General features: G+C 39.8%; 23 protein-coding genes and 1 tRNA gene. 3 read left to right on the top strand and 21 right to left on the bottom strand.

Translation table 11 applies throughout. The annotated features are described in order from the left end of the window. Positions 1-195 precede the first annotated feature (195 nt). From cas3 to RWS24_RS05505, 8 genes are all read right to left on the bottom strand, one after another. The gene (cas3, locus tag RWS24_RS05540) at positions 196-2,595 is read right to left on the bottom strand and encodes a CRISPR-associated helicase Cas3' (RefSeq protein WP_314366038.1); all 2,400 of its coding nucleotides are present in this window, start codon (positions 2,593-2,595) and stop codon (positions 196-198) included. Between the two features lie 347 nt (positions 2,596-2,942). Continuing rightward, a tRNA-Arg gene (locus RWS24_RS05535) sits at positions 2,943-3,014 on the bottom strand. Positions 3,015-3,057: 43 nt separating this feature from the next. After that, positions 3,058-3,405 carry a 50S ribosomal protein L19 gene (gene rplS, locus RWS24_RS05530; protein ID WP_314366037.1) on the bottom strand — a complete coding sequence of 116 codons (348 nt, stop codon included), beginning with the start codon at positions 3,403-3,405 and terminating at the stop codon, positions 3,058-3,060. Positions 3,406-3,523: 118 nt separating this feature from the next. After that, on the bottom strand, positions 3,524-3,850 hold the full coding sequence (gene crcB / locus RWS24_RS05525; protein WP_314366036.1) for a fluoride efflux transporter CrcB: 327 nt from the start codon (positions 3,848-3,850) through the stop codon (positions 3,524-3,526). Next, a complete protein-coding gene (gene crcB, locus RWS24_RS05520; protein WP_314366035.1) occupies positions 3,847-4,221 on the bottom strand; it encodes a fluoride efflux transporter CrcB in 375 nt (124 codons plus the stop codon). The genes crcB (RWS24_RS05525) and crcB (RWS24_RS05520) overlap by 4 nt, the downstream gene beginning before the upstream one ends. After that, complete coding sequence (locus RWS24_RS05515) at positions 4,221-4,484, bottom strand: chorismate mutase (protein WP_002902979.1); 264 nt, start codon at positions 4,482-4,484, stop codon at positions 4,221-4,223. Before RWS24_RS05515 ends, crcB (RWS24_RS05520) begins: the two co-directional genes overlap by 1 nt. A gap of 397 nt (positions 4,485-4,881) precedes the next feature. Further along, the gene (sufB, locus tag RWS24_RS05510) at positions 4,882-6,264 is read right to left on the bottom strand and encodes a Fe-S cluster assembly protein SufB (RefSeq protein WP_314366034.1); all 1,383 of its coding nucleotides are present in this window, start codon (positions 6,262-6,264) and stop codon (positions 4,882-4,884) included. 124 nt (positions 6,265-6,388) lie between these two features. Beyond that, positions 6,389-6,829, bottom strand: coding sequence for a flavodoxin (locus RWS24_RS05505; RefSeq protein ID WP_060976016.1), 441 nt, complete (start codon positions 6,827-6,829; stop codon positions 6,389-6,391). A 105-nt stretch (positions 6,830-6,934) separates the two neighbouring features. On the opposite strand from RWS24_RS05505, the gene RWS24_RS05500 reads away from it, so the two are divergent. Beyond that, the gene (locus RWS24_RS05500) at positions 6,935-7,870 is read left to right on the top strand and encodes a bifunctional oligoribonuclease/PAP phosphatase NrnA (protein ID WP_268687819.1); all 936 of its coding nucleotides are present in this window, start codon (positions 6,935-6,937) and stop codon (positions 7,868-7,870) included. A 107-nt stretch (positions 7,871-7,977) separates the two neighbouring features. Next, on the top strand, positions 7,978-8,220 hold the full coding sequence (locus RWS24_RS05495) for a type B 50S ribosomal protein L31 (protein ID WP_002895374.1): 243 nt from the start codon (positions 7,978-7,980) through the stop codon (positions 8,218-8,220). Between the two features lie 209 nt (positions 8,221-8,429). Here the strand turns inward: RWS24_RS05495 and RWS24_RS05490 are convergent, their stop codons facing one another. From RWS24_RS05490 to uvrC, 13 genes are all read right to left on the bottom strand, one after another. Beyond that, on the bottom strand, positions 8,430-10,358 hold the full coding sequence (locus RWS24_RS05490) for a CAP domain-containing protein (protein WP_314366033.1): 1,929 nt from the start codon (positions 10,356-10,358) through the stop codon (positions 8,430-8,432). Positions 10,359-11,060: 702 nt separating this feature from the next. Then, positions 11,061-11,351, bottom strand: a complete 291-nt coding sequence (locus tag RWS24_RS05485; RefSeq protein WP_002895366.1) for a cupin domain-containing protein — start codon at positions 11,349-11,351, stop codon at positions 11,061-11,063. Positions 11,352-11,380: 29 nt separating this feature from the next. Further along, entirely contained in the window at positions 11,381-12,175 is a 795-nt protein-coding gene (gene ldcB, locus RWS24_RS05480; RefSeq protein ID WP_399553767.1) for an LD-carboxypeptidase LdcB/DacB, read from the bottom strand. A 4-nt stretch (positions 12,176-12,179) separates the two neighbouring features. Beyond that, positions 12,180-13,910, bottom strand: coding sequence for a TcaA second domain-containing protein (locus tag RWS24_RS05475; RefSeq protein ID WP_314366032.1), 1,731 nt, complete (start codon positions 13,908-13,910; stop codon positions 12,180-12,182). Between the two features lie 16 nt (positions 13,911-13,926). Then, the gene (locus RWS24_RS05470; protein WP_314366031.1) at positions 13,927-14,964 is read right to left on the bottom strand and encodes a DUF6574 domain-containing protein; all 1,038 of its coding nucleotides are present in this window, start codon (positions 14,962-14,964) and stop codon (positions 13,927-13,929) included. Positions 14,965-15,062: 98 nt separating this feature from the next. Beyond that, positions 15,063-15,377 carry a rhodanese-like domain-containing protein gene (locus RWS24_RS05465; protein ID WP_314366030.1) on the bottom strand — a complete coding sequence of 105 codons (315 nt, stop codon included), beginning with the start codon at positions 15,375-15,377 and terminating at the stop codon, positions 15,063-15,065. Continuing rightward, positions 15,370-16,332 (bottom strand): zinc-binding alcohol dehydrogenase family protein, encoded by a 963-nt coding sequence (locus tag RWS24_RS05460; RefSeq protein ID WP_314366029.1) that lies wholly within the window; start codon positions 16,330-16,332, stop codon positions 15,370-15,372. Before RWS24_RS05460 ends, RWS24_RS05465 begins: the two co-directional genes overlap by 8 nt. Positions 16,333-16,605: 273 nt before the next feature. Beyond that, on the bottom strand, positions 16,606-17,094 hold the full coding sequence (locus tag RWS24_RS05455; RefSeq protein ID WP_314366028.1) for a prolyl-tRNA synthetase associated domain-containing protein: 489 nt from the start codon (positions 17,092-17,094) through the stop codon (positions 16,606-16,608). Positions 17,095-17,106: 12 nt separating this feature from the next. Continuing rightward, positions 17,107-17,691 (bottom strand): uracil-DNA glycosylase family protein, encoded by a 585-nt coding sequence (locus tag RWS24_RS05450; protein WP_002897466.1) that lies wholly within the window; start codon positions 17,689-17,691, stop codon positions 17,107-17,109. Positions 17,692-17,744: 53 nt separating this feature from the next. Next, positions 17,745-19,151, bottom strand: a complete 1,407-nt coding sequence (gene pepV, locus RWS24_RS05445; RefSeq protein WP_314366027.1) for a dipeptidase PepV — start codon at positions 19,149-19,151, stop codon at positions 17,745-17,747. 69 nt (positions 19,152-19,220) lie between these two features. Continuing rightward, positions 19,221-19,826 carry a nitroreductase family protein gene (locus RWS24_RS05440; protein WP_268681447.1) on the bottom strand — a complete coding sequence of 202 codons (606 nt, stop codon included), beginning with the start codon at positions 19,824-19,826 and terminating at the stop codon, positions 19,221-19,223. A gap of 197 nt (positions 19,827-20,023) precedes the next feature. Continuing rightward, on the bottom strand, positions 20,024-20,569 hold the full coding sequence (locus RWS24_RS05435) for a hypothetical protein (RefSeq protein WP_125444980.1): 546 nt from the start codon (positions 20,567-20,569) through the stop codon (positions 20,024-20,026). A gap of 153 nt (positions 20,570-20,722) precedes the next feature. Next, positions 20,723-22,552 (bottom strand): excinuclease ABC subunit UvrC, encoded by a 1,830-nt coding sequence (gene uvrC / locus RWS24_RS05430; RefSeq protein ID WP_314366026.1) that lies wholly within the window; start codon positions 22,550-22,552, stop codon positions 20,723-20,725. A 364-nt stretch (positions 22,553-22,916) separates the two neighbouring features. Here uvrC and RWS24_RS05425 point away from each other — a divergent pair, with 364 nt between their 5' ends. Beyond that, positions 22,917-24,173, top strand: a complete 1,257-nt coding sequence (locus tag RWS24_RS05425; protein ID WP_314366025.1) for an extracellular solute-binding protein — start codon at positions 22,917-22,919, stop codon at positions 24,171-24,173. Positions 24,174-24,246 lie beyond the last annotated feature (73 nt).

Here is a 24,246-nt window from a genome sequence, read left to right as displayed (position 1 = left end):
TTCAAAAGTCAATTATTTTCTTTCTATATTTAGTGTTTATAATATAGCTGTTGATTATATGAGTCAATTTTGATATAATCTAGCCATCATAGTGCTATCTATGTGGATTGAAATTATATTTAGTGCTTATTTATACTGAATTACAGGTCAACGAAGTCCTCTACTGACTCTCGTTGGCCTGTTTTCTTTTAATTTTTACATCAGGAAACTTCCTGACTCTAAGGTGATCCCCTTTTTATCATCATAATAACCATCTGACAATATCTGAATTTGCCCATTCAAATACGGTTTTGTCGCTTCAAGCACTTGATCGTGCTTACGAACGTTTACCGTAAAGGGCTGCAATTCCTTTAAAAGGGCTTTTATTGTTTGATAGTCTTCAACAGATGGGTAATCATATTCACACAATTCTTCTAAAACCAACAACTTCTCAATAGCGTCTCCATACGGAACCAACACCCCTATTGTGTCATTGTTTATTAAATTCATCTTCAAACCAGCAGTTTTAAAGGCTTGTTTTAACTTTCCTTTAAAATTATTTCTGTCTTGATATGAATTTATACTTAAATAATCGTAAACTGATTCACCATGCGATAAAGGATAATCCATTGAACCTTGATTATTAGCATAATAATATTCAAAAAAATCCCGATTTAAAAGTGACATTTCAATAGGCGATGAGATCTTATGGATAATATGCTCTGTGGCGTCTTTCTTAGCTTTTATTTCTTTCAAGCGTGATAGATTTTCCTCTTCAGCGGTAAGATTGACTAAGGTAACTTGACCTTTATCACGTTTACCTTCACGATTGCATCGTCCACTAGCTTGCACAATTGAATCAACTCCTGCATAAGATCTGATGACGCGATTAAAATCAATGTCAACTCCAGCTTCAATTAGTTGCGTACTAATACAAATAATAGGTATTCTCTTTTTTAGATGCTGTTTAATTTCTGATATAATATCTAATCTGTGCTGAGCACACATATTAGTCGAAAGTTGATAAATAGGTCTATCAGTCAATCCTTCAAGCATCATATAGAATTTATCAACTGTCTTCTTGGTGTTAAAAATCGCAAGAATAGACTCGTCATTTTCCAGTACAAAATCTACTAAATCTGACAGGTTCGAATGTTGATTATTTTCATCAAATTTTCTAAGTTCTGTTCTAGAAAAGACTTCTTTTTCGTCATGAGTTAACTCGACTATATCAGTAGCTTCACCATTTTTTCCACCATAAGAAAGTTTATGTTTAATTGCAGTAGAATCATAAGCAGGTTGTGTAGCTGTACATAAGATGATAGTCGTGTTCATAACTTTATTTAAGAAATTCATGGTTAAATTAAATAAAGTTGTCACCTCAATAGGCAACGATTGTACTTCATCTAAAATCAAAACACTATTAGCTAAACTGGAAAAACGACGGATATTTGCTGATTTAGTTTTAAATAAAGTTTGAAAAAATTGAACCATTGATGTAAGAACAGTCTGACTATCCCAACTTTCAATTAGATAGTCAGACATTGCAGCTTCTTTTTCATCATTATCGGCAGTCTGTTTAACAACATTAGAATGGTGCTCTAGGACACCTACCTCGCCAATTACTTTTCTAATTTCAGAAGCATTCTGTTCCAGGACAGATAAAAATGGTGTGATATAGAAACATCTTGATTTATTTTGATCAAGTAACTGATGAAAGGCATATCTCATACTAAGATTCGTTTTTCCAGCGCCAGTTGGCAGATCCAAACGATATATTCCCGTTGAATCTTTTTCACCCCTACTCTTAACTCGCTCACCAATTTGTGAGCGAATTTCATTAAGACTTGTAGTCGGATGACTAAAGCTACGATATTTTCGCTCAATAGCTTCAAGATAAGACTCGTTTAGTTTTTGTTTTTCTTCATCTTTTAAAGGTTCAATGAGTAAGCCATAAGCATTGATAGTATCTAAAATATCTGCATTCTTCAAAAAAGCTAAATACATCCGAATAAAACAACTACTATAATATTCTTTCTCGCTTTCATCAGACCAATTAAGTTTACACCAAGCTTGCTGGTAATTTGCAAAAGATTTCTCAATTAAATCGTTTAAATCTTTGTAACCGAAAGTACTTAGTTCATCTTCTAATTCCTGAGCAAAGACTAGAATATCTTCTTGATAAGAATCATTCTTCATGCATTCTATCATTCTATGCCTTAATTTATTGAATGCAAATTGCTCAGCTTGAACTCCTTCATCTTCTAGAAGAATGTCATACATACCGTGGTGAGCTGAAATAACATAGGCACTGATTTCTTGAAAAAGCACCCTGTCTGCTAAAGGAATACTTGATTGTTTTAAACAAGTTTGTATTTTCTGAAAGAGATAGCTAGCTCCAGCAGATGAATGATCAACATGTTTGTTAGGATGCTTTTCTAACTTATCTTGAAAAGCTATACTCGCCTTGCCTAAATCATGAAACAATCCTAATAAAAACAAAATGTCTCCTTGCTCAATAACTTGTGCACTTTCCCTTGCTTGAACAGCAACGTTAAAAGAATGTTTTTCTAGAGATTGTTTATTCCCTCTGTTATCTTTATGTGCTAATATCATAATTTACCTTATCTACCCCAAAGAAGAGATTATTATATTAAATCTATTTTATAACTAAATACAAAAAAACTCAACTAAAAATGCAACGCTTTTTTAATTATTTACTAGGGAGTATTAGGCAGTAGAAGAGTAGGAATAGTTATTTCTATCTTAAGATTTAAAATACTACACTAAATAATCCCTATCGTGAGACTTTCGATAGGGACTATTCTTTCTTTATTTAATATTCTAAATACTCCGTCCAAAACTGACGTTAACGACTCAGTCAGGATCAAGAGAAAATGACAACCCATCTCTTTTCCTCCTGAGAGTATTGAAAAAAGCCTTAGACAGGCTTGCTTTTAGAATGTCCCCTGCCGGAATCGAACCAGCAACTACTCCTTAGGAGGGAGTTGTTATATCCATTGAACTAAGGGGACCTATAAAAAAAGAAGCGAGATCACTCCCGCCTCCTTGTTCGTCTTAACGACGGATTTCTTTAATACGAGCTGCTTTACCTTGCAATGCACGAAGGTAGTACAATTTAGCACGACGGACTTTACCGTAACGAACGACTTCAATCTTGTCAACACGTGGAGTGTGGATTGGGAAAGTACGTTCAACACCGATACCGTTAGAGATTTTACGAACGGTGTAAGTTTCTGAGATACCAGCACCTTTACGAGCGATAACCACACCTTCAAAGATCTGGATACGTTCACGAGTTCCTTCGACAACTTTCGCGTGAACGCGGACAGTGTCACCAGAACGGAATGCAGGGATGTCAGTACGAAGTTGACCTTCAGTCAAGCTTTGGATTAATGGATTCATTTTTTCTACTCCTATCTTACTAATCTTAAGGTTCACGACCGCAGCGGATTAGTCGTTTTTTGTGCTTCCATTAGGCACAAACTATATTATATCAAAATTTCTAAAAATGTAAAGATGTTTAAATGAAAATTCCCAAAAGAATCGCTAAAAATCCGAGGATATAAGTCAAAGCCAAATAGAGAACAAATTTCTTTCGCTCCGAAAAGAGATCTGCCAGCTCAGCATTTAAGGTGGAAAAGGTCGTCAGTCCACCACAGAGGCCTGTTGCTAAAATCACATAAAGCTGCTTGTCTTCTATATGATTATAAAAATAACCAATTAGAAAAGCACCTAGAATGTTTGCCAACAAAGTCCCAATCGGCAGAGAGTATCTACTATTTACCTTGGAGAAAACATAACGAACGAGAGCACCAGCGCCGCAGCAGATTAACATCGCCCACATCATGACTTCACCTTCTTTCCAGCCCATAGGGCGATTGCAAGTCCACCACCTACACTTAAGACTAGATAGATAAGAAGCTCTATATAGCGCCCTGAATCTGCTAGTTTGATACTGTCTAGCAGAAGACCAGAAAAAGTCGTCAAACCTCCGCAAAAACCAGTCGAAAGCGCTAAAAGCAGACGCTGGGACTTAACTTTACTGCTAAGATAGCCCTTGATAATATAGACTAGCAAAAAAGTTCCCAAATAATTGACCAGTAAGGTAGCCAGCGGAAATGAATCAGCAAAAACTGATAAGAGCGCTACTTGGTAACGTAGCCAACCGCCTGCCATCGCAGATAAAGCCACAGCTATCGAGTTCTGTACTTCTTTCATTAGATATTTTTATTCTGAAATTCACGCGAACGTTTTAAAATGTCAGAAAAGGTCGCAACAACAGTTTCCTTGTAGTTCTTATTTTCAACCTTATCCGCAACTCTGGCAAAAATCACATCTTCTCTCTTGCTATCCAAGACAGCTGTGCCTGTTAATTTCTTTAAAGCCACGACTTGGCCAACCAGATTCATGCGTTGCTCCAGCAGGGCAACGATTGCATCATCAACTTGATCAATTTCCTGTCTGATTTCTTCTAATGTCATCTACTTCCTCCTTGTATTCTATCTATCATAACAAAAAATAGTAAAATTTTCTAGTTCAATTCTAAATAAAAAGGTCTCAAGGACCTCGGATTAAGGCGAACTTGCAGGACCGAGTTCCTATCTACAGATTAAAAAGGTCCACTGGACCTTATTAAAGAGCACTCGCTTAACCGAGTGCTTATCTGTAACCTAAAACAGTCCCCCGGACCTTAGATTAAAGGGAATTCGCAGGGCCGAGTCCCTATCTACAGATTAAAAAGGAGCCCCGAACCTTATTAAAGAGCACTCGCTCAACCGAGTGCTTATTCGCAACCTAAAACAGTCCCCCGAACCTTATTAAAGGGAACTCGCTTTTGCGAGTTCTCATCAGCAGATTAAAAAGGTCCACTGGACCTTTTTAACCAACCGATCCTTCCATACTCATGTTGATGAGTTGGTTGAGTTCGACGGCGTATTCCATTGGAAGTTCTTTGGTAATAGGTTCCATAAATCCATTGATAATCATAGCTGTGCCTTCTTCTTCGCTGATGCCTCGGCTCATCAGATAGTAGAGCTGGTCCTCAGATACTTTGGAAACCTTGGCTTCATGCTCTAACGCGACATTGGAATTATGGATTTCATTAAAAGGAATGGTGTCAGAACTGGACTCACCATCCATCAGAATGGTATCACACTCGATATGAGATTTGGAGCCTGCACTATTCTTGCCAAAGCGGACCTGACCACGATAGTCTGTCTTTCCACCATCCTTAGCCACTGATTTAGAAATTAAGGTACTGGAAGTCTTGGGTGCATTATGAAATACCTTACAACCCGCATCCAAGTGCTGGCCATAATTTGCAAATGACATAGAGAGGACAGAAGTCCTTGCATTGCGACCGTTAAGAATGCTACAGGGATATTTCATATTGACCTTACTGCCTAAGTTCCCATCAATCCACTCTAAGGTGCCGCCTTCATCAACAATCCCCCGCTCCGTTACAAGATTATAGACATTGTCCGACCAGTTTTGAATGGTCGTATAGCGGAAAAAGCCATCCTTTTTGACAATGATTTCGACATTTGCAGCATGGAGGCTATTGCTTGTGTAAGTCGGTGCTGTACAGCCCTCGATATACTGGATGGAACCGCCCTCCTCAATAATCATCAATGAACGCTCAAACTGGCCGGCATTCTCCCCATTAATACGAAAATAGGTCTGAACAGGAACTTGGCACTGGACGTTCTTAGGCACATAGATAAAGGTTCCGCCGGACCAAACTGCACTATTAAGAGCAGAGAATTTATGCTCAGCATTTGAAATCACAGTACCAAAATACTGCTTAACCAAGTCCGGATATTCCTGAACAGCCGTATCCGTATCAGTGAAGATAATCCCCAGCTTGGCAAACTCTTCCTTCATATTGTGGTAAACCACTTCAGATTCATACTGAGCCACAGCTCCAGATAGAAAACGCTTCTCGGCTTCTGGAATTCCCAAGCGGTCAAAGGTCTTCTTAATCTCTTCTGGGACCTCATCCCAACTGCGAGCCCGATCTCCGCTTAGCTTCTGGTAGTAGATAACATCATCAAAGCGAATCCCTGACAAATCAGGGCCAAAGTCGGGCATCGGCAGCTTATGAAAGAGTTCCAAGGAGCGCAGACGATAGTCCAGCATCCACTGGGGCTCATTCTTGATTTCTGAGATTTCTCGAACTACTTCTTCTGTCAGTCCTTTACCAGTCGAAAAGAGCGGCTTGACATCATCATGAAAGCCAAAGGCATATTCGCGTTCTTTCATAGGGACTCCTCCTTTATCTGACGGATAGCGCTTACTTACATTATACTCCTAATCATGAGAATTGTCAGAAAATAACACTTTCGCAAAATAAAAACGGCCGCAGCCGTTTCCTCTATTTATCACTTTAAACTTTATTAACCAAGCCTTCTGCAAAAGCTTCCAAGCGTGCAATATCATCATCTTCCGCAGATAGGTCAACTTTAACACTTTCCGCGCCCTTCACTGCTCCTGTAGCAGCAAAGGCAGCATCAAAGTCATCGACAGCCTTGCAGAATTCGTCATAGAAAGTATCGCCCGAACCGACCACTCCGTAGACCTTGCCAGATAAATCCAAACCAGACAAATCTTCGTAAAAGTCCATCATTTCATCCGGCAGCTCACCATCACCATAGGTATAGGTCGCCACAATTGCAATATCTGCTTCCAAGAAATCTTCTGCATCGACAGTGGTGCACTCGTCCACTTCAACTTCTACATCCAGTTCTCTTAGCTTATCCGCCACAATATCAGCAATTTCCTCGGTGTTTCCAGTCATGCTGGCAAATACAATTTTCGCTAAGGTCATAGTTTCCTCCAAATTCTAATCTGCTCTCATTATATCATATCTTTTTTATTTTAAAAATAAAAACTCTTATGCTACAATGGGTAAAGAAAGTTGACGAGGTTATTTATGACTCTTTATCATGATATTTTAAGTAAGATCAAAGAATATGATACTATTATCATCCATCGCCATATGAGGCCTGATCCCGATGCGCTTGGCAGTCAGGTCGGACTGCAAAAGCTGCTTCAGTACCACTTCCCAGAAAAGACAATCAAAGTGACAGGTTACGATGAGCCCAATCTCATGTGGCTAGCACAAATGGACCAAGTCGCAGACGAAGAATACCAAGAGGCCCTAGTCATCATCTGTGATACCGCTAATACAGCCCGTATTGACGACCAACGCTACACGACAGGCGACTTCCTAATCAAAATCGATCATCATCCTGACGATGAGGTTTACGGAGATATTTCTCTAGTTGATACAAGCTCTAGCAGTGCCAGTGAGATGATTGCTCTCTTTGCCTTTGAAAATGACTTAGACTTGAGCAAGGAAGCTGCAGAACTCCTCTATGCTGGTATCATCGGAGACACTGGCCGCTTCCTTTATCCTTCTACTAGCGCCCGCACATTCGAAGTAGCTGCCAAGCTACGCCAGTACGATTTCGACTTATCAGCCTTGTCTCGCAAAATGGACTCTATCAGCCGCCAAGTAGCTAAACTGCAGGGCTATGTATATGAGCAATTGGAAATAGATGAAAATGGAACTGCGCGTGTCATTCTGCCTCAGGAAGTTTTACAAGCCTATCAACTGACCGATGCTGACACAGCAGCCATCGTCGGGGCACCTGGACGAATTGAAGAAGTCGGTCTGTGGGCTATCTTTGTTGAGCAGCCTGAAGGTCACTACCGTGTCCGCATGCGCAGCAAGGTTATTCCTATCAACGGTATTGCTAAAAATCATCACGGCGGAGGGCACCCCCTAGCTAGCGGAGCCAATGCATTTTCTAAAGAAGAAATTGAGCAAATCTACACCGAGATGAAAGAATTGGCAAAAAAGTAAGAAATTAGTCTAAAAGTCTTGTCAAATCAATCAGAATTTGATAAACTATCAAAGTAACTAATCTATGGCTCGCAAAGAGACCATGGCAGAAAGGAAATTTTTGTAAAATGAGAAAAGATATTCATCCAGAATACCGCCCAGTTGTCTTCATGGACACTTCTACCGGCTACCAGTTCCTTAGTGGTTCAACTAAGCGTTCAAACGAAACAGTTGAATTCGAAGGGGAAACTTACCCATTGATCCGTGTAGAAATTTCATCAGACTCACACCCATTCTACACTGGACGTCAAAAGTTCACTCAAGCAGATGGACGTGTGGATCGTTTCAACAAAAAATACGGTCTCAAATAATTATAAGCACCAATCGGTGCTTTTTTTGTACCCAAAAGTTTCTTTCTGCTTTTTAAAACTCTAAAATTTATTCACAAACGCTATTTTTGCTTCCTAGTTAATTCAACAAAAAAACTCCAAAAGTCAGACGGTTAAAATCCAACTTTTGGAGTGTGGTTTATATGTAACCAAAGATTAAGAGCACAGATATTTAAGAATGCAATTCCTTATTATTTATAGCTGTAAGCCCAGTAGTAAACACCGTTTCCGTCTACAACTGTCGCTACTGCACCTTCAGTTACGTTAGGATCAAGAAGCAATTCTCTCAGACCGCTGTTAGCCCATTTCTTAACGACAACAGATGCATCTTCATCACGACGTCCAACAAAGCCTGAGCTATCGTATTGACGTGAGATTTCATTTACTTTTGGAAGTGCTTGATTTTGATAAATGTCTTCTGACCATGTCAACTCTTTCAAGCCTTGAGCTTTACGCTCTTCATTGATTTTAGCGAAAGCTTCTTTAGCTTTTGAAACATAGTCATAGTTTGTATCGTTTGTTGCTTCAACACGGTAAACAAACTTAACATAACCAAATTCTACATCACTGTATTTCTTATCCTCAACACCACTCTTAAGATTTGCAATCAAGACATAATCCTTAGCATATGGGTTTTCTTTGGTTTTTTCAAAGATTTCTGGATCTTCGATTTCCCATTCAACTTTGGCATCCCATCCTGCGTTATCAAGGAACTTAGGATTCATCTTTTCGATAACGTAGTTCTTGAACTCTTCAACGTTCTTGAATGGCAGCGGTTGACCTGCTTTAGCAGTTGTCACTAGGTTAGTTGAGTACAATTTCACGCTAGAATCTTTATCACTGTACATGTATTCATCATCAGCAGTGTTTTCGTGAAGTTTTGGATCAAGAGCTGGATCATTTGGATCAGTCATACCTTGAAGTTTCCATTTGTCACCAAACCATTTCCAATATGGAGAGTATCCATTAGCTTCTGAGTCAGATGGTATACGGTAATAATGGGTAGAACCATCAAAGTAATAGTTAGGATCTGACTCAAGAGCCTTGTCACCTGGTTTTCCAGTTGGGTAGATAATTTTTGGAGCTCTTCCATTCGGTGCCCATGTCAAGTGTTCAAGACCTTCTGCTGGTTTTTCAACATATGGAGGAATTTGATCTTCACTTGGTTTATCAGTAGTTACCAAACCAGGAGTCTCTGGCACAGCAGGTGTTGTCGGAGTTTCTGGTTTTGGTTCTGCTGGTTGCTCTGGTTTCGGAGCAAATGGATCAAGCTCACCTTCTGCACCGTTAATTGGAGGATTTTCTGGCAAATCAACACTTGGTACCTCAGGTTTTGGTTCTGCTGGAGTTGTTGGTTGTTCCGGTCTATCATTTGGAGCTGGAGTTGGTTGCTCTGGTTCCGCTGGTGTCGGAGTTGGGACTTCTGGTTTTGGTTCTTCCGGCTGGCTTGGAGTTGTTGGATTAGTTGAGTTATCAGCAGAATCCTTAACAAACACCCACTTACCATTTTTATAATAGTAATAATCACCATTATCTAATACATAGTAATGATAACCATTTTCATAACGATAATTCGGATCGTTTTCCAAGTTGTTATTGGATGTGCTGTTATTGTTAGTATTTGTCAATGGTTTCCACTCACCATCACGATAGATGCGGTAAGAACCATCCGTCATACGGTAGTAATGGTTACCATTCCAGTAAATATAGTTCTCATCATTTGCCAGATTGTTGTAGTTATTCCAACCATTATATCCGTAGTTGTTGCTATAGTTATAATTCCAGTTGTTATAGCCTGGATAATAGTTATTATAACCATAGTCATAATTATAGCCATTGTAACCGTAGTTATATCCGTAGTTATAGTTGTTATAGCCATAATTATAGTTATTGTAACCATAGTTGTAATTGTTGTAACGGTAGTTGCGGTTGTTACGGTAATTATAGTTGTTATAACCATAGTTATAATTGTTGTAACCACCATTCCAGTAATTATAACCTGGTTGATAGTAGTTATAACCATAATCTTGAGCCTGAGCATTATTCGCAAGAGCAAATGCTGGAATAATAGCCGCAGCCGCTACAACAGATCTTGATAAGAGTCTGAAACGATTGTTCATATTAATTAAACCTCCAAAGTGACCAACATCACTTTATTTTTTTGTGGGGGGAATTTATTTTTTGTGCACAACTTCATAAAAAAGAATTTCACGAAAATACTGCCAGCTGACAGTTGACTGCTCCATCATTATCAAACGCAAAAAAACGAATCACTAGTTAGTGAATCCACCTGATTAAAGGTTGCACATAAATGTTTTTATAACATTTGATTTAGAAACAAAGAAGTCAATATGCTTGAAAATACTTTTTTATGCATATCTCACCCTCAAGACGAATTATAGCACAAGAAATTTTTGAATGCAAGCATTTTAGTTAACAAGGTGTAAATTATTTTTATGGGTAATTTTTTATAGTTCGTCTTTTTGTTTATTTTTCTGTTTTTTATCTTTAAAAATCTATAAAACCTTCTTTTTAACGAACCAAAATAATAGAAAAATGTTTATAGTTTGGTTTACACTGTGTAAATTATTTTTATTACTTATTTATAAAAACTCCTCACCCTATCATTCCGTTTTTTGTTTAAGTTTATTTTAAGCTTATATTAAGCCTTTTTTAAGCTAAACTTAAGTTTGTTTTAAGAATCAAAGAATCTGTTTGAATTTTTCTTGCTTATGGGTTTTTATCTATATAAATGAATAGGCCTTAAAAAGTAGTAAAAAATACTAGAAGCATTTATTCCGGCTTCTAGTATTTTGAATTTATTAATATTTTAGTTGTTTGATAACTAAGAGGTGGCTATCTTCCTCCCCGACCAAGCTGTGTGGCTCATTGGGCTCCATCGTTAAAAAGGAACCTGCCACTAACCGAACGGTTTGTTCTCCTGCAGAAAAGCTTACATCTCCCGACAAACAAACAACTGTTACCAGTGCATCAGCACTGTGCTCTGGTACTTCTTTTCCTTTGGCAAGATGCAGATGATGGATGATTCTGCCTTCTTCTTGCACAGGTGTTTCTGCAAAATCATTATTGGGATTGGTAACAAAAAATTTCATTTTCTTCCTCCTTCTAATGGATGATGTGACTACTGATCTTCATAGCCTCCACCAGTAATGCCAAAATATTCTTCTAAAGATTTGCCTGATTGAGCAATTTCCTTGGCTTCTTGGCCAATATAGCGCAGATGCCAGCTTTCAGGCATATAGCCAGTTGAACCTTCCTTACCCTCTAGATAGCGAACGATAAAACCGTATTTATAGGCATTATTTAGAAGCCACTGACTTGCTCCAGCTTCTTGTACGAGATTACCACTCTTATCAATCAAGTCAAATGCCAAACCGGTCTGGTGCTCGCTGTAGCCTGGCCGAGCTGAATAGCGGTCTGCAGCCGCCTTACCGTCCTGATTGACATAGTTTTGATAGAGCTCGGTCTGAGTATCATAGCTGCGGAAACCACTGTATTGGTCGCTAATGGCATAGCCTTGTGCCTGCATGTCTGCAATCAGTTTGAGCAATTCTGCTTTAGCAGTCGCATTCTCACCTGGGTTATAGGAAGCTGACAAAGGATAGTGTTTGTTGACAAGAAGAATCTCATCATATTTCCCTTTGACACTGTAGTAGCTACCGTTATAAGAAACATTTTGATCAAGAGTTTTGGCCTCGTGATTTTGTTCCTTTTTAGTATCAGTCCTATCTGAAGATGTTGCCGTATCTTGGCTAGAATTTTTGTCTTTTTCAGCATCTTGTTTCTTAACCGTACTGGTTGAGCTAGCCGCTTGTTTATCAGAGCTATCTCCAGTAGTGTCTTTACCTGACGAACACGCGCCTAGAACAAGAACAGATGCTGCAAGAAAAATTAGTTTACTGTATTTCATTGTCATAATATCAACCTTCTGAAACTTCAAGATTATAGATTACAAAAGAATCACCGCTAGGTTTCAAGTAATAAGTCTTATTTTTACGATTTACACTATTTTGAGTGTTATCGGTATAGTGGACCGTATAGTCCTCATATGTTGTCACGATATAGGAACCATTTTCTTCCTTGATTTCGCGGATATCCAAAGCTCCTGGCTCATAATAGTTAATTTTCGCTTTCTTAACACCACCACCAGTGGTCCACTCAACCATTTCTCGATATACTGCACTAGAGGTATCGTAGTATTGAGAATAGTTGTTGCTCCTGTTAGAAACTGAGCTGAAAACAGCACTGCGGTAGTCATTAAGGAAAGTAGAGACTTTTGCTTTTTGAGCCTCAACCTTTTTCGCTTCTTCGTTCTTTTCTCTAATCTTAGAAACTACTTCCTTAGGAAGCGATAATTTCACATTAGTAGTATCATCTTCCACAATTACTGTCTCTTTATTGGTAGTAAAGGTAGTATCAGAGATAGTAAACTTAGCATAAATTTCAAGTTCTTGATAAGGAACAAGCTGCAACTCAGGGGTCAAACTGCTACCACTTTCTTTACCATTAACAACGATTTTAATATCTGTTGCTTTTGAAGTTTCAGAAGGCATAGTAATTTTTAGCTGTTTCTTTTCAGACTTGAGATCGAGTTTGATTTCATTGTCTTTAGCATTAGCTAAATCAAGCTGAACCTTACTCTCTACATCTCCAACATCCGTCTTACCTTTGAGAGTAAAGTCTTGTTTGATAAAGTGATATTCACCCAATTCAGTGTCAGTGTTTTTCTTAAGAGTAATAGTTTTTTTCTCACCAGGTTTAATGGTAGCATTATCCAAATTGGTATTGACTTTAACTTTGACTGGGTAGGAAACCATCTGATATTCCTGGAAAATACCAAATTTCTTACTCTTTTCAGTAACACCTAAAATCTTATTATTGTTGTCATCGATATAAGCAGATTTGCCATTTGACTCAACAATGTTATCTAGCTCAGTTTCGAGATTAATCTCCTGGCTCTCTAGGTGCTCAACTAAAGCTCTTGCTTCAGCACGTGTCCACTTATCGGATTGAGTAGAAAGAAGACTTGCAACTTCATCAAAGTCTTTACTAGAGACTGCTTTTGCAAAATGGTCTGTAACAACTTTAACCCCAGTTATAGAGTTTAGATAGAAGAAAGCTCCAATCAAAGCAGCAACTAGAAGGGTTGGACCCCCAATCATGATTGCTTGCTTTTTGGATATTCTCTTTTTAGCCTTTTTTACTGGCTTCTGTGGTAATTGCGAATCGAGCAGTTCAGACCGAATAGGCAAGTTAGAGAACCCTTGACTCTTAGCTTCTGCAAATTCTTCTTTGGTAGGTTTTCGACCAATATTATTTTCAAAAGCTTGCAGCCAATTCTTGCGAAGTTCTTCATATTGGCTAGATTCAAATGCGCCTTGCTTCTCATCTTGGGAAGATGGTTGAACCGATTCTTCTGTGACAGAATCTTCAGAAGGTGTCTCCTGAACAATATTTTGATTATCAGAAGCTTCATCAGTAGTATTTTCTACTGACGAAGTATCTGTGGTTTCTTCCTCTGCTTCACCTGCAATCTCCTTAATCTTTTTTGGATCAAAGTTAGATTGTTTGCCGGCTTGGAACTCACTTGCAGTTGGTTTTCGACCAATTACTTTTTCAAAGAGATCAACCCATTTTTCTTTTGTTGCCATAAATCTCCTCCAATTATTACATCATTATGATACTAGCCAGTAGAGAAAAAGCGATGAAAGAGAAGATAATTGTAATCACACCATTGATAATAATGGCCAATAGATATTTATAAAAAGGATCCATAGAATTGTTTGTCTTGGAATAAATCAAAGCAAAGGTCGCTCCAACTCCGATCAACAAAAGTCCAATCCATGTGAAGAACAGAGATAAATGAATAACACCCAACAGAGCAAACAGAGCTGAAGCAGCAATAAATGGAAGAACAATAGCATACAGTCGGCCGTACCAATCAAAAGCCTTATTAAAGGTAAAACTTCTATCTTGGTAGACCAAACGCTTCACAACAAAACCACCTAAAATAATAGAAAAAAGGAAGAGAGCCGCTGCTATCAGAGAAACAAAGAAGACTTTGAAATTAAAAGTCGGTCCATTATACATACCAAAACTCATGATACCAATGGTACTGAAAATATTGTAGTTTGCAACAATAGCAAAAAAGAACGCTGTCAAACCTAGAGAAAGGTAACCATTCACCTTACTGCTCTCAACTTCAGATGTCGGTGATTTCCAAGCTGAAACGAGCCAAGCCCAGAAACCTTTCATTGTTTTAGAAAACTCGCTGGGTTGAGGAGGTTGCTGACTGTAATAAGCCTGTGGTCCTTGTTGAGGTATTTGTGAATTGAACTGTCCTTGCTGCTGGTTGTTCTGATAAGCTTGCGGACCAGAAGACTGAGGCTGTCCAGCAAAGGGACTTGCTTGCTGAAATCCTTGTTGCTGATAAGCTTGTCCCTGATTTGCAAATTGATTTGGATTTGCTTGTTGCTGAGGAACTTCTTGATATTGTTGAGAAGCCTGCTGAGCAAAAGGCTGTTGGAAGTTTTGCGGCTGTTCAAAGCTTGATGAAGCCGGACTAGCTTCACTAGAGGCTTGCTCCGCACTTACCTGTTCCGCTTCAACAAATTCCCCGGCAGCCAATGCTTGGGCAATTTCTTCCTCTGTAGCCGAGCGTCCATTAACGGCCTCAAAATATTCAAGCCAATCCTGTTTTGACATAAAATATCTCCTATCTATAAATTATTATACTACTATAGTATACAAAAAAAGGTCCGGAAATTCAATCTATTCCGGCATTTGCTCTTCTTAATCGCTTGTCATAACGTCAATTTAGCAGGAAAAGCTTCCACTCCTCCTTCGACATTGATTACTTGGTAACCCTTGGTTTCCAAAAATTCGCAGGCACGCGCTGAACGACCTCCTTTTTGGCAGATGATATGGTAGGGGATTTGCTTATCCAATTGCCCATAATTCTCCGGTAGGCTGCTGAGAGGCAGATTCTGAGCTCCAGAGACATGTCCAGCTGTAAATTCGTCCACCTCGCGGACATCAATCAACTGCAGTTCTTCTGCCTGCAATTTGTCATATAAATCTTTCGCACTAATTTTTTGCATCATTTTTCTCCTATTCATTCATAATCACAATTTTTCCAAAACCTGCCGTCCCCTCTATAAAAGCATGAGCTTTGGGCACTTGCTCTAGGGAAAAGACACGCCTTGGTATAACATTGACCTGATAGCGGTCAATATAGTCAAATAATTCATCCATCAAGTCTTGACTCACATGAGCTGAGTGAAAACTTGTCAGAAAACTGTTGTTTTTAATTTCTTCAATTGGGTTGAAATCATCCAGCTCCCACTGACCTCCCAAGAGTCCGGTCACACAGATAATCCCCCCCTCAGCGATATGATCAAAAGAATCCTTGACAGTTGCTGGACCAACCAACTCAAGGATTTTATCAAACTTATCCTCTGTTTCCAGTCGGCCATCCTGGTCTATGATGATATCGTCGTAGGCTTGGTGTTTGAGCAGAAATTGTTTAGAACCGCTATTAACCGAGCCCACGATATGTGTGTCTGGAAACTGTGCCTTGACCAGACGAGCGAAGGCCAAACCGACACCGCTAGTGGCAGCCCGAACCAAAATCTTGTCATTGGGCTCAATGCGCAGATTTTTCATGGAGCCTAGAGCAGTATAATAGGTTTCTGGCACTGCTGCCAGCTCAGTCCAGGTCAGATTGGTCTCAACTGTATAAATTTGATCATTCGGCAGAAGGACATACTCAGCATAAGAACCGTCAAAAGCTCGCCCCATTTCTCCCATGATAGAAACCACTTTCTGGCCAATCTCTAAATCTGCTCGAGTCGTCTTGGCCACTTGGCCAACACACTCAATACCTAAAATCCGAGGGAAGGCGACACTAGGCGATAAACCCTCACGAGTAAAAATCTCTGAGTGGTTAATTCCAAATCCTCTAACCTTGACCAAGGTCCAGCCTTCTTGAAGTTGTGGAATCGGTCTTTCTTCCAGCAGAAGCTTTTCTGGGCCACCCGCTTCGTAAATAACTATAGCTTTCATCGTTTCCATAGAATCACCTCGCTTTCTACAAAGTTTAGCATTCTAAGCTTAGACTTTTCAAAAAATCAGTTAGATTCCTGCAAGATCTAATAATTCTTTGACAAAACCATTAGCTAGCTGTTGGAGAATCTCCTGAGGGAAACCAAGTGGCTGGACACGTCCTTCATCCAAGATCAAGATAGAGGTACAGAGGTGCTAGCAAACGAGTGATACCAATCTGCTAGGTTTAATCACTCGAAAGAGAAGCTGGATAGCGTTCCTCTAACTCAGCAAAACGGTTAGTTAAAGCTCAAGAACTTGGTAAGAATAACCTAAATCTTGCAAGAATTTAAATAAATCTCTTGTAGAGACAAAAATAGTTTTTTCATTAGTATTAGGATGGAAAGTCATGCGTTCTTCGTCAAAAATCTCTTTATCAAAATAAACTTGAATATCTCTTTCCTCATTGTTAAGCAGACCAAAAGGTGAAACCGTTCCTGCTGATAGGCTCATTTTCTCAGCCAAGGAGTCCAATGAAGCCATACGAATACGGTTGGCTGAAACCAGCTCTTTAAACAAATCCATGTCCAGACTCTTCTTGTCATCCATAATTAGAAGATAATACTGAGTTTTCTTTTTGTTGGTCAAAAACATGGACTTAGTTCGAACTCCTTCCATGCCTTCAATATAGCTATCTGCTTGCTCTGTCGTAAATGCAGGTGGGTGCTCCACCACATCAAAGGTGATTCCCAACTCGTGCAACTTATTTGCTACTTGTTGATAAGCATCCATAGTTTTTCTCCTTTATTGATGAATAATCTTTTGTACCAATGCTTGCAGGTCTGGCACAACCTGCTCTGCAAACCAAGGATTTTTAGCCATCCAGATTTGGTTGCGGGGCGATGGGTGTACCAAAGGGAAAAAATCAGGCAGATAGTCTTGATAATGCTGAACTGTCTCGGTCAGCTTGATATTTCCTTTTTGATGCAGATAGTATTTCTGTGCATACTGACCAATCAAAATGGTCAGCTCAATATCTGGCAAAAGCTCTAAAATCGGCTGATGCCATTTGTCCGCAAAGTCCTTACGAGGTGGTAAATCTCCAGACTTCCCATGTCCCGGAAAATAAAAATCCATGGGTAAAACCGCAAAGTAGCCAGAATTATAAAAGGTATCTTCATCAACACCAAGCCATGTTCTCAGCCGGTCACCGCTCTTATCTTTCCAGTAAAGCCCTGCCTCTTGAGTTTTCAGCCCCGGCGCTTGACCAACAATGTTAATCCGAGCATTCTTTGGTGCCGCAAAGAGCGGCTTGATTCCCTGCTTTGTAAATTCTTGATTTTCTGGGTCGGCCATGATGGCCTTAGTAATATCTTCTAATGTATGCATGGCAGCTCCTTGCAAAGAAACTCATTTGGCAAGACCAAACGAGTTCTTCTTTTTTATTTGATTAATTCGTAGATAGCCTCCGCATAAATGGCCGCAGCACGGAAAAGGTCTTCTACATCAGTAAATTCGTTGGCTTGGTGCATGGTGTTGACATAGTCTGGGAACATGGCGCCAAAAGCCACACCGCGCTTCAAAAGACGGCCAAAGGTTCCACCTCCAATGACTTGCTCATGTCCTTTGAGACTCGTTTGTTTTTCATAAACACTCAAAAGAGTTGCTACCAATTCATCATCTGCTGGGACATAGTGTGGAGTGTGTCCGTGCTCAGATAGGCTTACTGACACAACACCAGCAACTTTTTCAAGATCGGTTTGAATTGTTTTCGGATCAGTTCCTTGCGGGTAACGGATGTTCAAAGCAATAGTATTATCAGCTTTAGCACTGTCAAAATGGAAAACACCAGCATTCATGCTAAGAGCGCCCATTTTAGCATCAGTATAAGCAATTCCTAATTTCTCACCAGCAAAGTCCTCATGCAGAACTTGAGTTGCCACTTCCAGATAAGCCTTAGCGTCACCACCAAAGTCAAATTGGTTAAGGAAGAGAGCTAAATAGGTTGCTCCATTGATACCATCCTCTGGTGTAGAACCATGAGCTGATTTCCCAATAACTGTCACTTCAAGAGCGTCGCCATTTTCTTTTAGACTAGCTGAAACCTTGTGGGCAGCAGCAAAGTCTTGTAATTTGACATCCAATTCCGCTGCATCAACTGCTGCTGTAAAAATAGCTGTCGCTGATTCTGGCACCATATTCTCGCGAAGTCCACCTGTGAAGCTCTTGAGTTTAAAGCTGCCATCATTACTGTTACCAAAGTGGAGATATTCTGTGATATTCCCTTTTTCACCATTAATGATTGGAAATTCCGCATCTGGTGAGAAACCAAAGTCTGGCTCAGGCAAACCGACATGCTTGAAATAATAGTCCATGTCTTGCCAACCGGATTCCTCGTCTGTCCCCACCACAAAGCGCACACGCTTCGATACTGGCAAGCCCAAGTCTTTGATGATTTTCAAACCATAGTAACAAGCCATAGTTGGCCCTTTATCATCAGATGAACCACGCGCATAAAGCTTACCATCAATAATTTCAGGTTTGTAAGGATCTGTATTCCAGCCACTCCCGGCAGGGACTACATCCATGTGAGCAAAAATCCCAAGTTCTTCCGGACCCTCACCAAAAGTAAAGTGACCAGCATAATTGTCCACATTCTTCGTTTCATAACCATCGCGTTCAGCAATTTCTAAAAACTTATGCAGAGCTTGAACAGGTCCAGGTCCAAAAGGATGTTCCTTATCCGCCTTGGAATCGTCCCGCTCTGAGTTGATTTCCAAAAGACTGAACAGGTCAGCTAAGAGAGCTTCTCTGCGTTCTTCAACTTCCGCTTTAAAATCAATTGTCATTATATTACCTCAATCTATAATTCGATTTAAATCGATATTATTACGAATTAAATCACAAACGCAATTATATCAACGTTTCTCAATGATTTCATCAACCGGCAAACGATAACTTGGTTCTAGTTTTTCATCTGTATAACCAACCGTAATCAAGAGTTCTGGACGGAAACGCTCATCAATTTCCAAAACCTCATTAACCTTTGATTTATCGAAACCTAAGATAATGTTAGATCCGATACCTTGGTCAGTCAGAGCCAGAACAAGATTCATGGCCACCAGACCAGCGTTGAGAGCTAAATAATCGCTCTTTTGCTGTTCACTATAGCGAGCAAACTCAGCTGGCAGATTCTGCATGTAAAACTGGAGTTGCTCATCAGAGAAATTCTTAACTCCAGCCACACGCGCAATCTTGCGAGCCCGTTTGGGCAAATCTGTATCCGTAAAGAGAGCAATGGTCACTGGTGCTTCCTTAATCTGGTCCACATTTCCACCGAAAGCTGTTTCAGCCAAAGCTTGATTATGCTCCCGCACCACAACGAACTTCCATGGCTGACTATTGTGGGCACTGGGTGCCAACGTTGCAATTTCAATGGCTGTGCGAACATCCTTTGGATCCACAGGTTTGTCATTGAAATGCTTGGTCGCATGACGCTTTTTATTGAGTTCTAGAAATTTCATAAGTCGCATCCTTTTCTAAATATATTAGCTTCATTTTATCATATTTTGTAAGAGTTTGCAGGAGTTTTTTCACTGGGAGAAACTTTACACCGTAACTGTTATGAATATTTTAGGCTTTCTCTCAAATACTCTTTCTTCGATTGATTTTAAATTTTAGGAATAAAAAAAGCAGGTGATAGTCACCTACTTTGTAGATATTACTGAGCTGACGTAAGTGGAGCAAGAGCTTTATAAGCACCCTCAATCGCCTTCTTCATGGCATCACGTCCTGTTTTCAATTGCTGAGCAAATAAAGCACGATTTTGTTCTGGAACTTCTGTATCATCTGAACCAACACTTGAAAGGGTTTCATTAAATGTCTCTCTTGAAGTTTCCATAGACTGAATCGCTGGTTCTACTTGTTGATTGTATGCTTCTTTCCCAGCCTCAGGTACTTTAGCCCCGATTTCATTTATGTACTTTTTATAATTATCAATCAACTTACTAAAGAGGGCTTTCATGTCACCAATTGTTTTAGCATTGTCGATTTCTTCATCTGTCAAAAGAACAATTTCTGGGATTTCTGCATCTGAACTAGCTGTTTTTGATGAAGTTTCAGAGCTACTTGATTTACTCTTTGAAGTAGATGTTTTTTCTACAGAACTTGAAGCTTTTTCAGAAGAATCTGATGTTGTTTTTCCAGAACATGCTGCTAAAGTTATAACTGATAAAAGCGCTACACTAGCTGTAATAATTTTTCTCATTACTGTCTCCTATTAATAAAGAATAGACATATTATAATACAAAATTATTTTATTGTCAAACATTATAGGCATTATAATAGTCCATCCATTTCTGTTAATTTTTTCCTAATTATTAAAGAAATTCTGCATACACAGTCCTCATATGAGATTTGTCTATTCTAAATCCACCTGTGGCTCTGCTACTTCTGACAAGGATGTTTTCTGCTGGTCTACTGGATTCAACTTCTCCCGCACTGCTTCTGCTACAGCTCGTGGTACGCCGACTTCGACGATTTGGTCAACACTGGCTTCTTTAATCTTGGTTAGAGATTTGAAGTGTTTCATAAGATTTTGCTTGCGTTTTGGTCCCAAGCCTTCAATGCCATCTAGCTGGGATGAAAAAGAATTTTTAGACCGGAGTTGGCGGTGGAAGGTAATAGCAAAGCGGTGGACTTCATCTTGGATACGCTGGAGTAGGAAAAATTCCTGCGAATTCCGGGATAATTCTACAACCTGCAGAGGGTCACCAAAGAGCAATTCATGAGTTTGGTGCTTGTCATTTTTTTGCAGTCCAGCGATGGGAATATCCAATCCCAGCTGCTCCTGAATAACTTCTTTAGCGACATTGACTTGGCCCTGTCCACCGTCAATGACAATCAAGTCTGGTGGAGTTAGTCCGTCACGAATTACCCGACTATAGCGGCGCTTAATGACCTCTCGCATACTAGCGTAGTCATCAGGTCCTACCACAGTCTTGATCTTATACTTGCGATAGTCCTTCTTACTTGGTTTACCATTGACAAAGACCACCATAGCTGATACAGGACTGGTCCCCATGATGTTGGAGTTATCAAAAGACTCAATACGAACAGGTGTAGGAATGTTAAGGAGCTGCCCTAGATTCTCAATAGCCCCTTGAGTCTTTTCAATAGATTTCTCCAAGAGGTCAAATTTCTGCTGGAGACTGACTCGGGCGTTTTTGATAGCCAGATTGACCAACTGCTTCTTCTCGCCTCGCTGGGGCTTAAGCACCTTGGTATCCACCATGGCTCGGACAGATTCTTCGTCAATATCAGCTGGGATCAAAATTTCATTGGGCTTGAGGTGGGATTTTTCCTGATAGAACTGGCCGATATAAGTCAGAAAATCTTCGTCCGGATCATTGTAATAAGGAAAAAGGTTGACGTCACGCTCGATTAACTTCCCCTGACGGACAAAGAAAACCTGTACGCACATCCAGCCCTTATCCACATAGTAGCCAAAGACATCCCGATTCTGCAAATCCTTGGCCATGACCCTCTGTTTGGTTCGCAGGGTGCCAATGGACTGAATCAAGTCGCGGTACTCTGCTGCCTTTTCAAACTCCATTGCTTGAGCTGCGCCAGCCATTTTTCCCCGTAAATCCTCAATAATCTGGTCATCCTGACCCTTGAGAAAGGCTGCCACCTCCTGGGCTAGCTCCTTGAAATACTGGCTGTCTACCTGGCAAATAGTGTGGGCCTTGCACTGCCCCAGATGGTAGTAAAAGCAGACCTTTTCAGGTGGATTGGTACACTTACGAAAAGGAAAGAGCCGATCTAAAAGCCGCTTGATTTCATTGGCCGCTCCAACATCCGGATAAGGACCAAAATAAAGCCCACCGTCCTTTTTGACTTGGCGCGTGATGATGAGGCGCGGATAGGTCTCATTGGTAATCTTGATAAATGGATAGGACTTATCGTCCTTGAGCATGATATTGTACTTGGGCTTGTTTTCCTTGATTAGATTAATCTCAAGAAGCAAAGCCTCAATATTGGACTCGGTGACAATAAACTCAAAATCCTCAATCTCAGAAACCAGAGCCTCCGTCTTGGTATCATGACTGCCACGGAAATAAGAACGAACTCGATTGCGAAGGTTCTTTGCTTTACCGACATAGATAATGGTACCGTTTTTGTCTTTGTGAATGTAACAGCCAGGACTGGTCGGCAACAGTTCCAGCTTTGATTGGATTAGCTTGTTCATAGGTCTATTATAGCAGAAAAGGGAAGCATTCAACAGGTAGACACTAGATTATTAGAAAATCATAAGTTTGATTCCTTTCATAGGTAATGCTGAACTATAACTTCTTTTCATATCTTCTTACAAGTGCTAAAAATCTATTTCAAAAGAAACATGATTTTCTTCATAATAAAGCGTTTTCTAAGTAAAAATCAAGCAAGCGATTGCACAGCTATTTTAATAGGCTTTGATTAAATAAACAGAAATAAAATAGAAAAATTTTAGAAAAATTAATATATTTTTAAAAAAATTTCAAAAAAAGACTTGACAAAAATTGCAAACGGTTGCATAATAGAATTGTAAATAAAAATTCCGGGAGGAAATAGGAATGAAAACATGGAAAAAAGTAGTATTGGGCAGTGTCAGCTTGCTGGCTGCAGGAACGCTCTTAGCAGCTTGTAGCTCAAATAGCAGCAAGGAGAGCTCTTCTTCTAAAGCTGATAGCAAGACCTTGAAACTTTGGGTACCAACTGGTGCTAAAGATTCTTACTCTGATACAGTTAGCAAGTTCGAGAAAGAATCAGGCTACAAGGTTGACGTAGTCGAAATGGAAGATCCAAACGCTCAGGAAAATTTGACAAAAGATGCTAGTACTGCTGCCGATGTTTTCTCTCTGCCACACGACCAACTTGGTAAATTAGTTGAAGCTGGAGCTATTCAAGAAGTTCCTTCTAATATGGCAGAAGAAATCAAGAAAAACGATACAGAACAAGCAGCGATTGGTGCTCAGTATAAAGGAAAAACTTATGCTTTCCCATTTGGTATCGAGTCACAAGTAACCTACTACAACAAGTCAAAACTTTCTGCTGACGATGTTAAATCATACGAAACAATTACATCTAAAGCTAAATTCGGCGGAAACTTGAAAGAAGTTAATGCTTACGCTACTGCTCCACTCTTCCTTTCTGTTGGCGACACTCTCTTTGGTAAAGATGGTGAACAAGTAGACGGAACAAACTGGGGTAACGAAGCTGGTGTGAACGTTCTGAAGTTCATTGCAGCTCAAAAGAATAACAGTGGTTTTGTAAACGTAGATGCTGCTAACCTTCTTGCTAAATTTGAAGATGGTTCAGTTGACGCTTTCCAATCTGGTCCATGGGACTATGCAGCTGCTGAAAAAGCTGTCGGTAAAGACAACCTTGGTATCTCTGTTTATCCAACTGTTAATATCGGTGGACAAGACGTTCAACAAAAAGCATTCCTAGGTGTAAAACTTTACGCAGTTAACCAAACACCTTCAAATGGCGACACTGAACGTATCGCAGCAAGCTACAAACTGGCTCAAGCTCTTACTAGCAAAGAAAGCCAAGAAAACCAATTCAAGTTTGAAGGACGTCACATCATCCCAGCTAACAAAGAAGTACAAGAGTCTGAAGATGTGAAGAAAGATGCATTGGCACAAGCTGTTATCACAATGGGATCTTCTGATACCTACACAACAGTTATGCCTAAACTTAGCCAAATGTCTGTCTTCTGGACTGAAAGTGCTGCAATCCTCAGCGATGCTTACAACGGTAAATTTGGTGAAGATCAATACCTCGCAAAATTACAACAGTTTGATAAAGATTTAGCAGCAGCTAAATAATACTCAAGCAAATTTAAATAAGCATTGAAGTGAGGGGGGCAGCCTTCTCACTTCTTTCTTTGTAAATATAAGG

It is taken from the genome of uncultured Streptococcus sp. (genome assembly GCF_963528215.1).
Classification (GTDB): domain Bacteria; phylum Bacillota; class Bacilli; order Lactobacillales; family Streptococcaceae; genus Streptococcus.
The sequence above is the reverse complement of the archived record's forward strand: the minus strand, read 5'-3'. Positions and strand labels throughout refer to the sequence as shown.

What these genes read in the sequence shown, in the direction of transcription:
- cas3 (WP_314366038.1), bottom strand. Translation starts at nt 2,595, where the DNA reads ATGATATTAGCACATAAAGATAACAGAGGGAATAAACAATCTCTAGAA.
- rplS (WP_314366037.1), bottom strand. Translation starts at nt 3,405, where the DNA reads ATGAATCCATTAATCCAAAGCTTGACTGAAGGTCAACTTCGTACTGAC.
- crcB (WP_314366036.1), bottom strand. Translation starts at nt 3,850, where the DNA reads ATGATGTGGGCGATGTTAATCTGCTGCGGCGCTGGTGCTCTCGTTCGT.
- crcB (WP_314366035.1), bottom strand. Translation starts at nt 4,221, where the DNA reads ATGAAAGAAGTACAGAACTCGATAGCTGTGGCTTTATCTGCGATGGCA.
- RWS24_RS05515 (WP_002902979.1), bottom strand. Translation starts at nt 4,484, where the DNA reads ATGACATTAGAAGAAATCAGACAGGAAATTGATCAAGTTGATGATGCA.
- sufB (WP_314366034.1), bottom strand. Translation starts at nt 6,264, where the DNA reads ATGAAAGAACGCGAATATGCCTTTGGCTTTCATGATGATGTCAAGCCG.
- RWS24_RS05505 (WP_060976016.1), bottom strand. Translation starts at nt 6,829, where the DNA reads ATGACCTTAGCGAAAATTGTATTTGCCAGCATGACTGGAAACACCGAG.
- RWS24_RS05500 (WP_268687819.1), top strand. Translation starts at nt 6,935, where the DNA reads ATGACTCTTTATCATGATATTTTAAGTAAGATCAAAGAATATGATACT.
- RWS24_RS05495 (WP_002895374.1), top strand. Translation starts at nt 7,978, where the DNA reads ATGAGAAAAGATATTCATCCAGAATACCGCCCAGTTGTCTTCATGGAC.
- RWS24_RS05490 (WP_314366033.1), bottom strand. Translation starts at nt 10,358, where the DNA reads ATGAACAATCGTTTCAGACTCTTATCAAGATCTGTTGTAGCGGCTGCG.
- RWS24_RS05485 (WP_002895366.1), bottom strand. Translation starts at nt 11,351, where the DNA reads ATGAAATTTTTTGTTACCAATCCCAATAATGATTTTGCAGAAACACCT.
- ldcB (WP_399553767.1), bottom strand. Translation starts at nt 12,175, where the DNA reads ATGACAATGAAATACAGTAAACTAATTTTTCTTGCAGCATCTGTTCTT.
- RWS24_RS05475 (WP_314366032.1), bottom strand. Translation starts at nt 13,910, where the DNA reads ATGGCAACAAAAGAAAAATGGGTTGATCTCTTTGAAAAAGTAATTGGT.
- RWS24_RS05470 (WP_314366031.1), bottom strand. Translation starts at nt 14,964, where the DNA reads ATGTCAAAACAGGATTGGCTTGAATATTTTGAGGCCGTTAATGGACGC.
- RWS24_RS05465 (WP_314366030.1), bottom strand. Translation starts at nt 15,377, where the DNA reads ATGAATAGGAGAAAAATGATGCAAAAAATTAGTGCGAAAGATTTATAT.
- RWS24_RS05460 (WP_314366029.1), bottom strand. Translation starts at nt 16,332, where the DNA reads ATGGAAACGATGAAAGCTATAGTTATTTACGAAGCGGGTGGCCCAGAA.
- RWS24_RS05455 (WP_314366028.1), bottom strand. Translation starts at nt 17,094, where the DNA reads ATGGATGCTTATCAACAAGTAGCAAATAAGTTGCACGAGTTGGGAATC.
- RWS24_RS05450 (WP_002897466.1), bottom strand. Translation starts at nt 17,691, where the DNA reads ATGCATACATTAGAAGATATTACTAAGGCCATCATGGCCGACCCAGAA.
- pepV (WP_314366027.1), bottom strand. Translation starts at nt 19,151, where the DNA reads ATGACAATTGATTTTAAAGCGGAAGTTGAAGAACGCAGAGAAGCTCTC.
- RWS24_RS05440 (WP_268681447.1), bottom strand. Translation starts at nt 19,826, where the DNA reads ATGAAATTTCTAGAACTCAATAAAAAGCGTCATGCGACCAAGCATTTC.
- RWS24_RS05435 (WP_125444980.1), bottom strand. Translation starts at nt 20,569, where the DNA reads ATGAGAAAAATTATTACAGCTAGTGTAGCGCTTTTATCAGTTATAACT.
- uvrC (WP_314366026.1), bottom strand. Translation starts at nt 22,552, where the DNA reads ATGAACAAGCTAATCCAATCAAAGCTGGAACTGTTGCCGACCAGTCCT.
- RWS24_RS05425 (WP_314366025.1), top strand. Translation starts at nt 22,917, where the DNA reads ATGAAAACATGGAAAAAAGTAGTATTGGGCAGTGTCAGCTTGCTGGCT.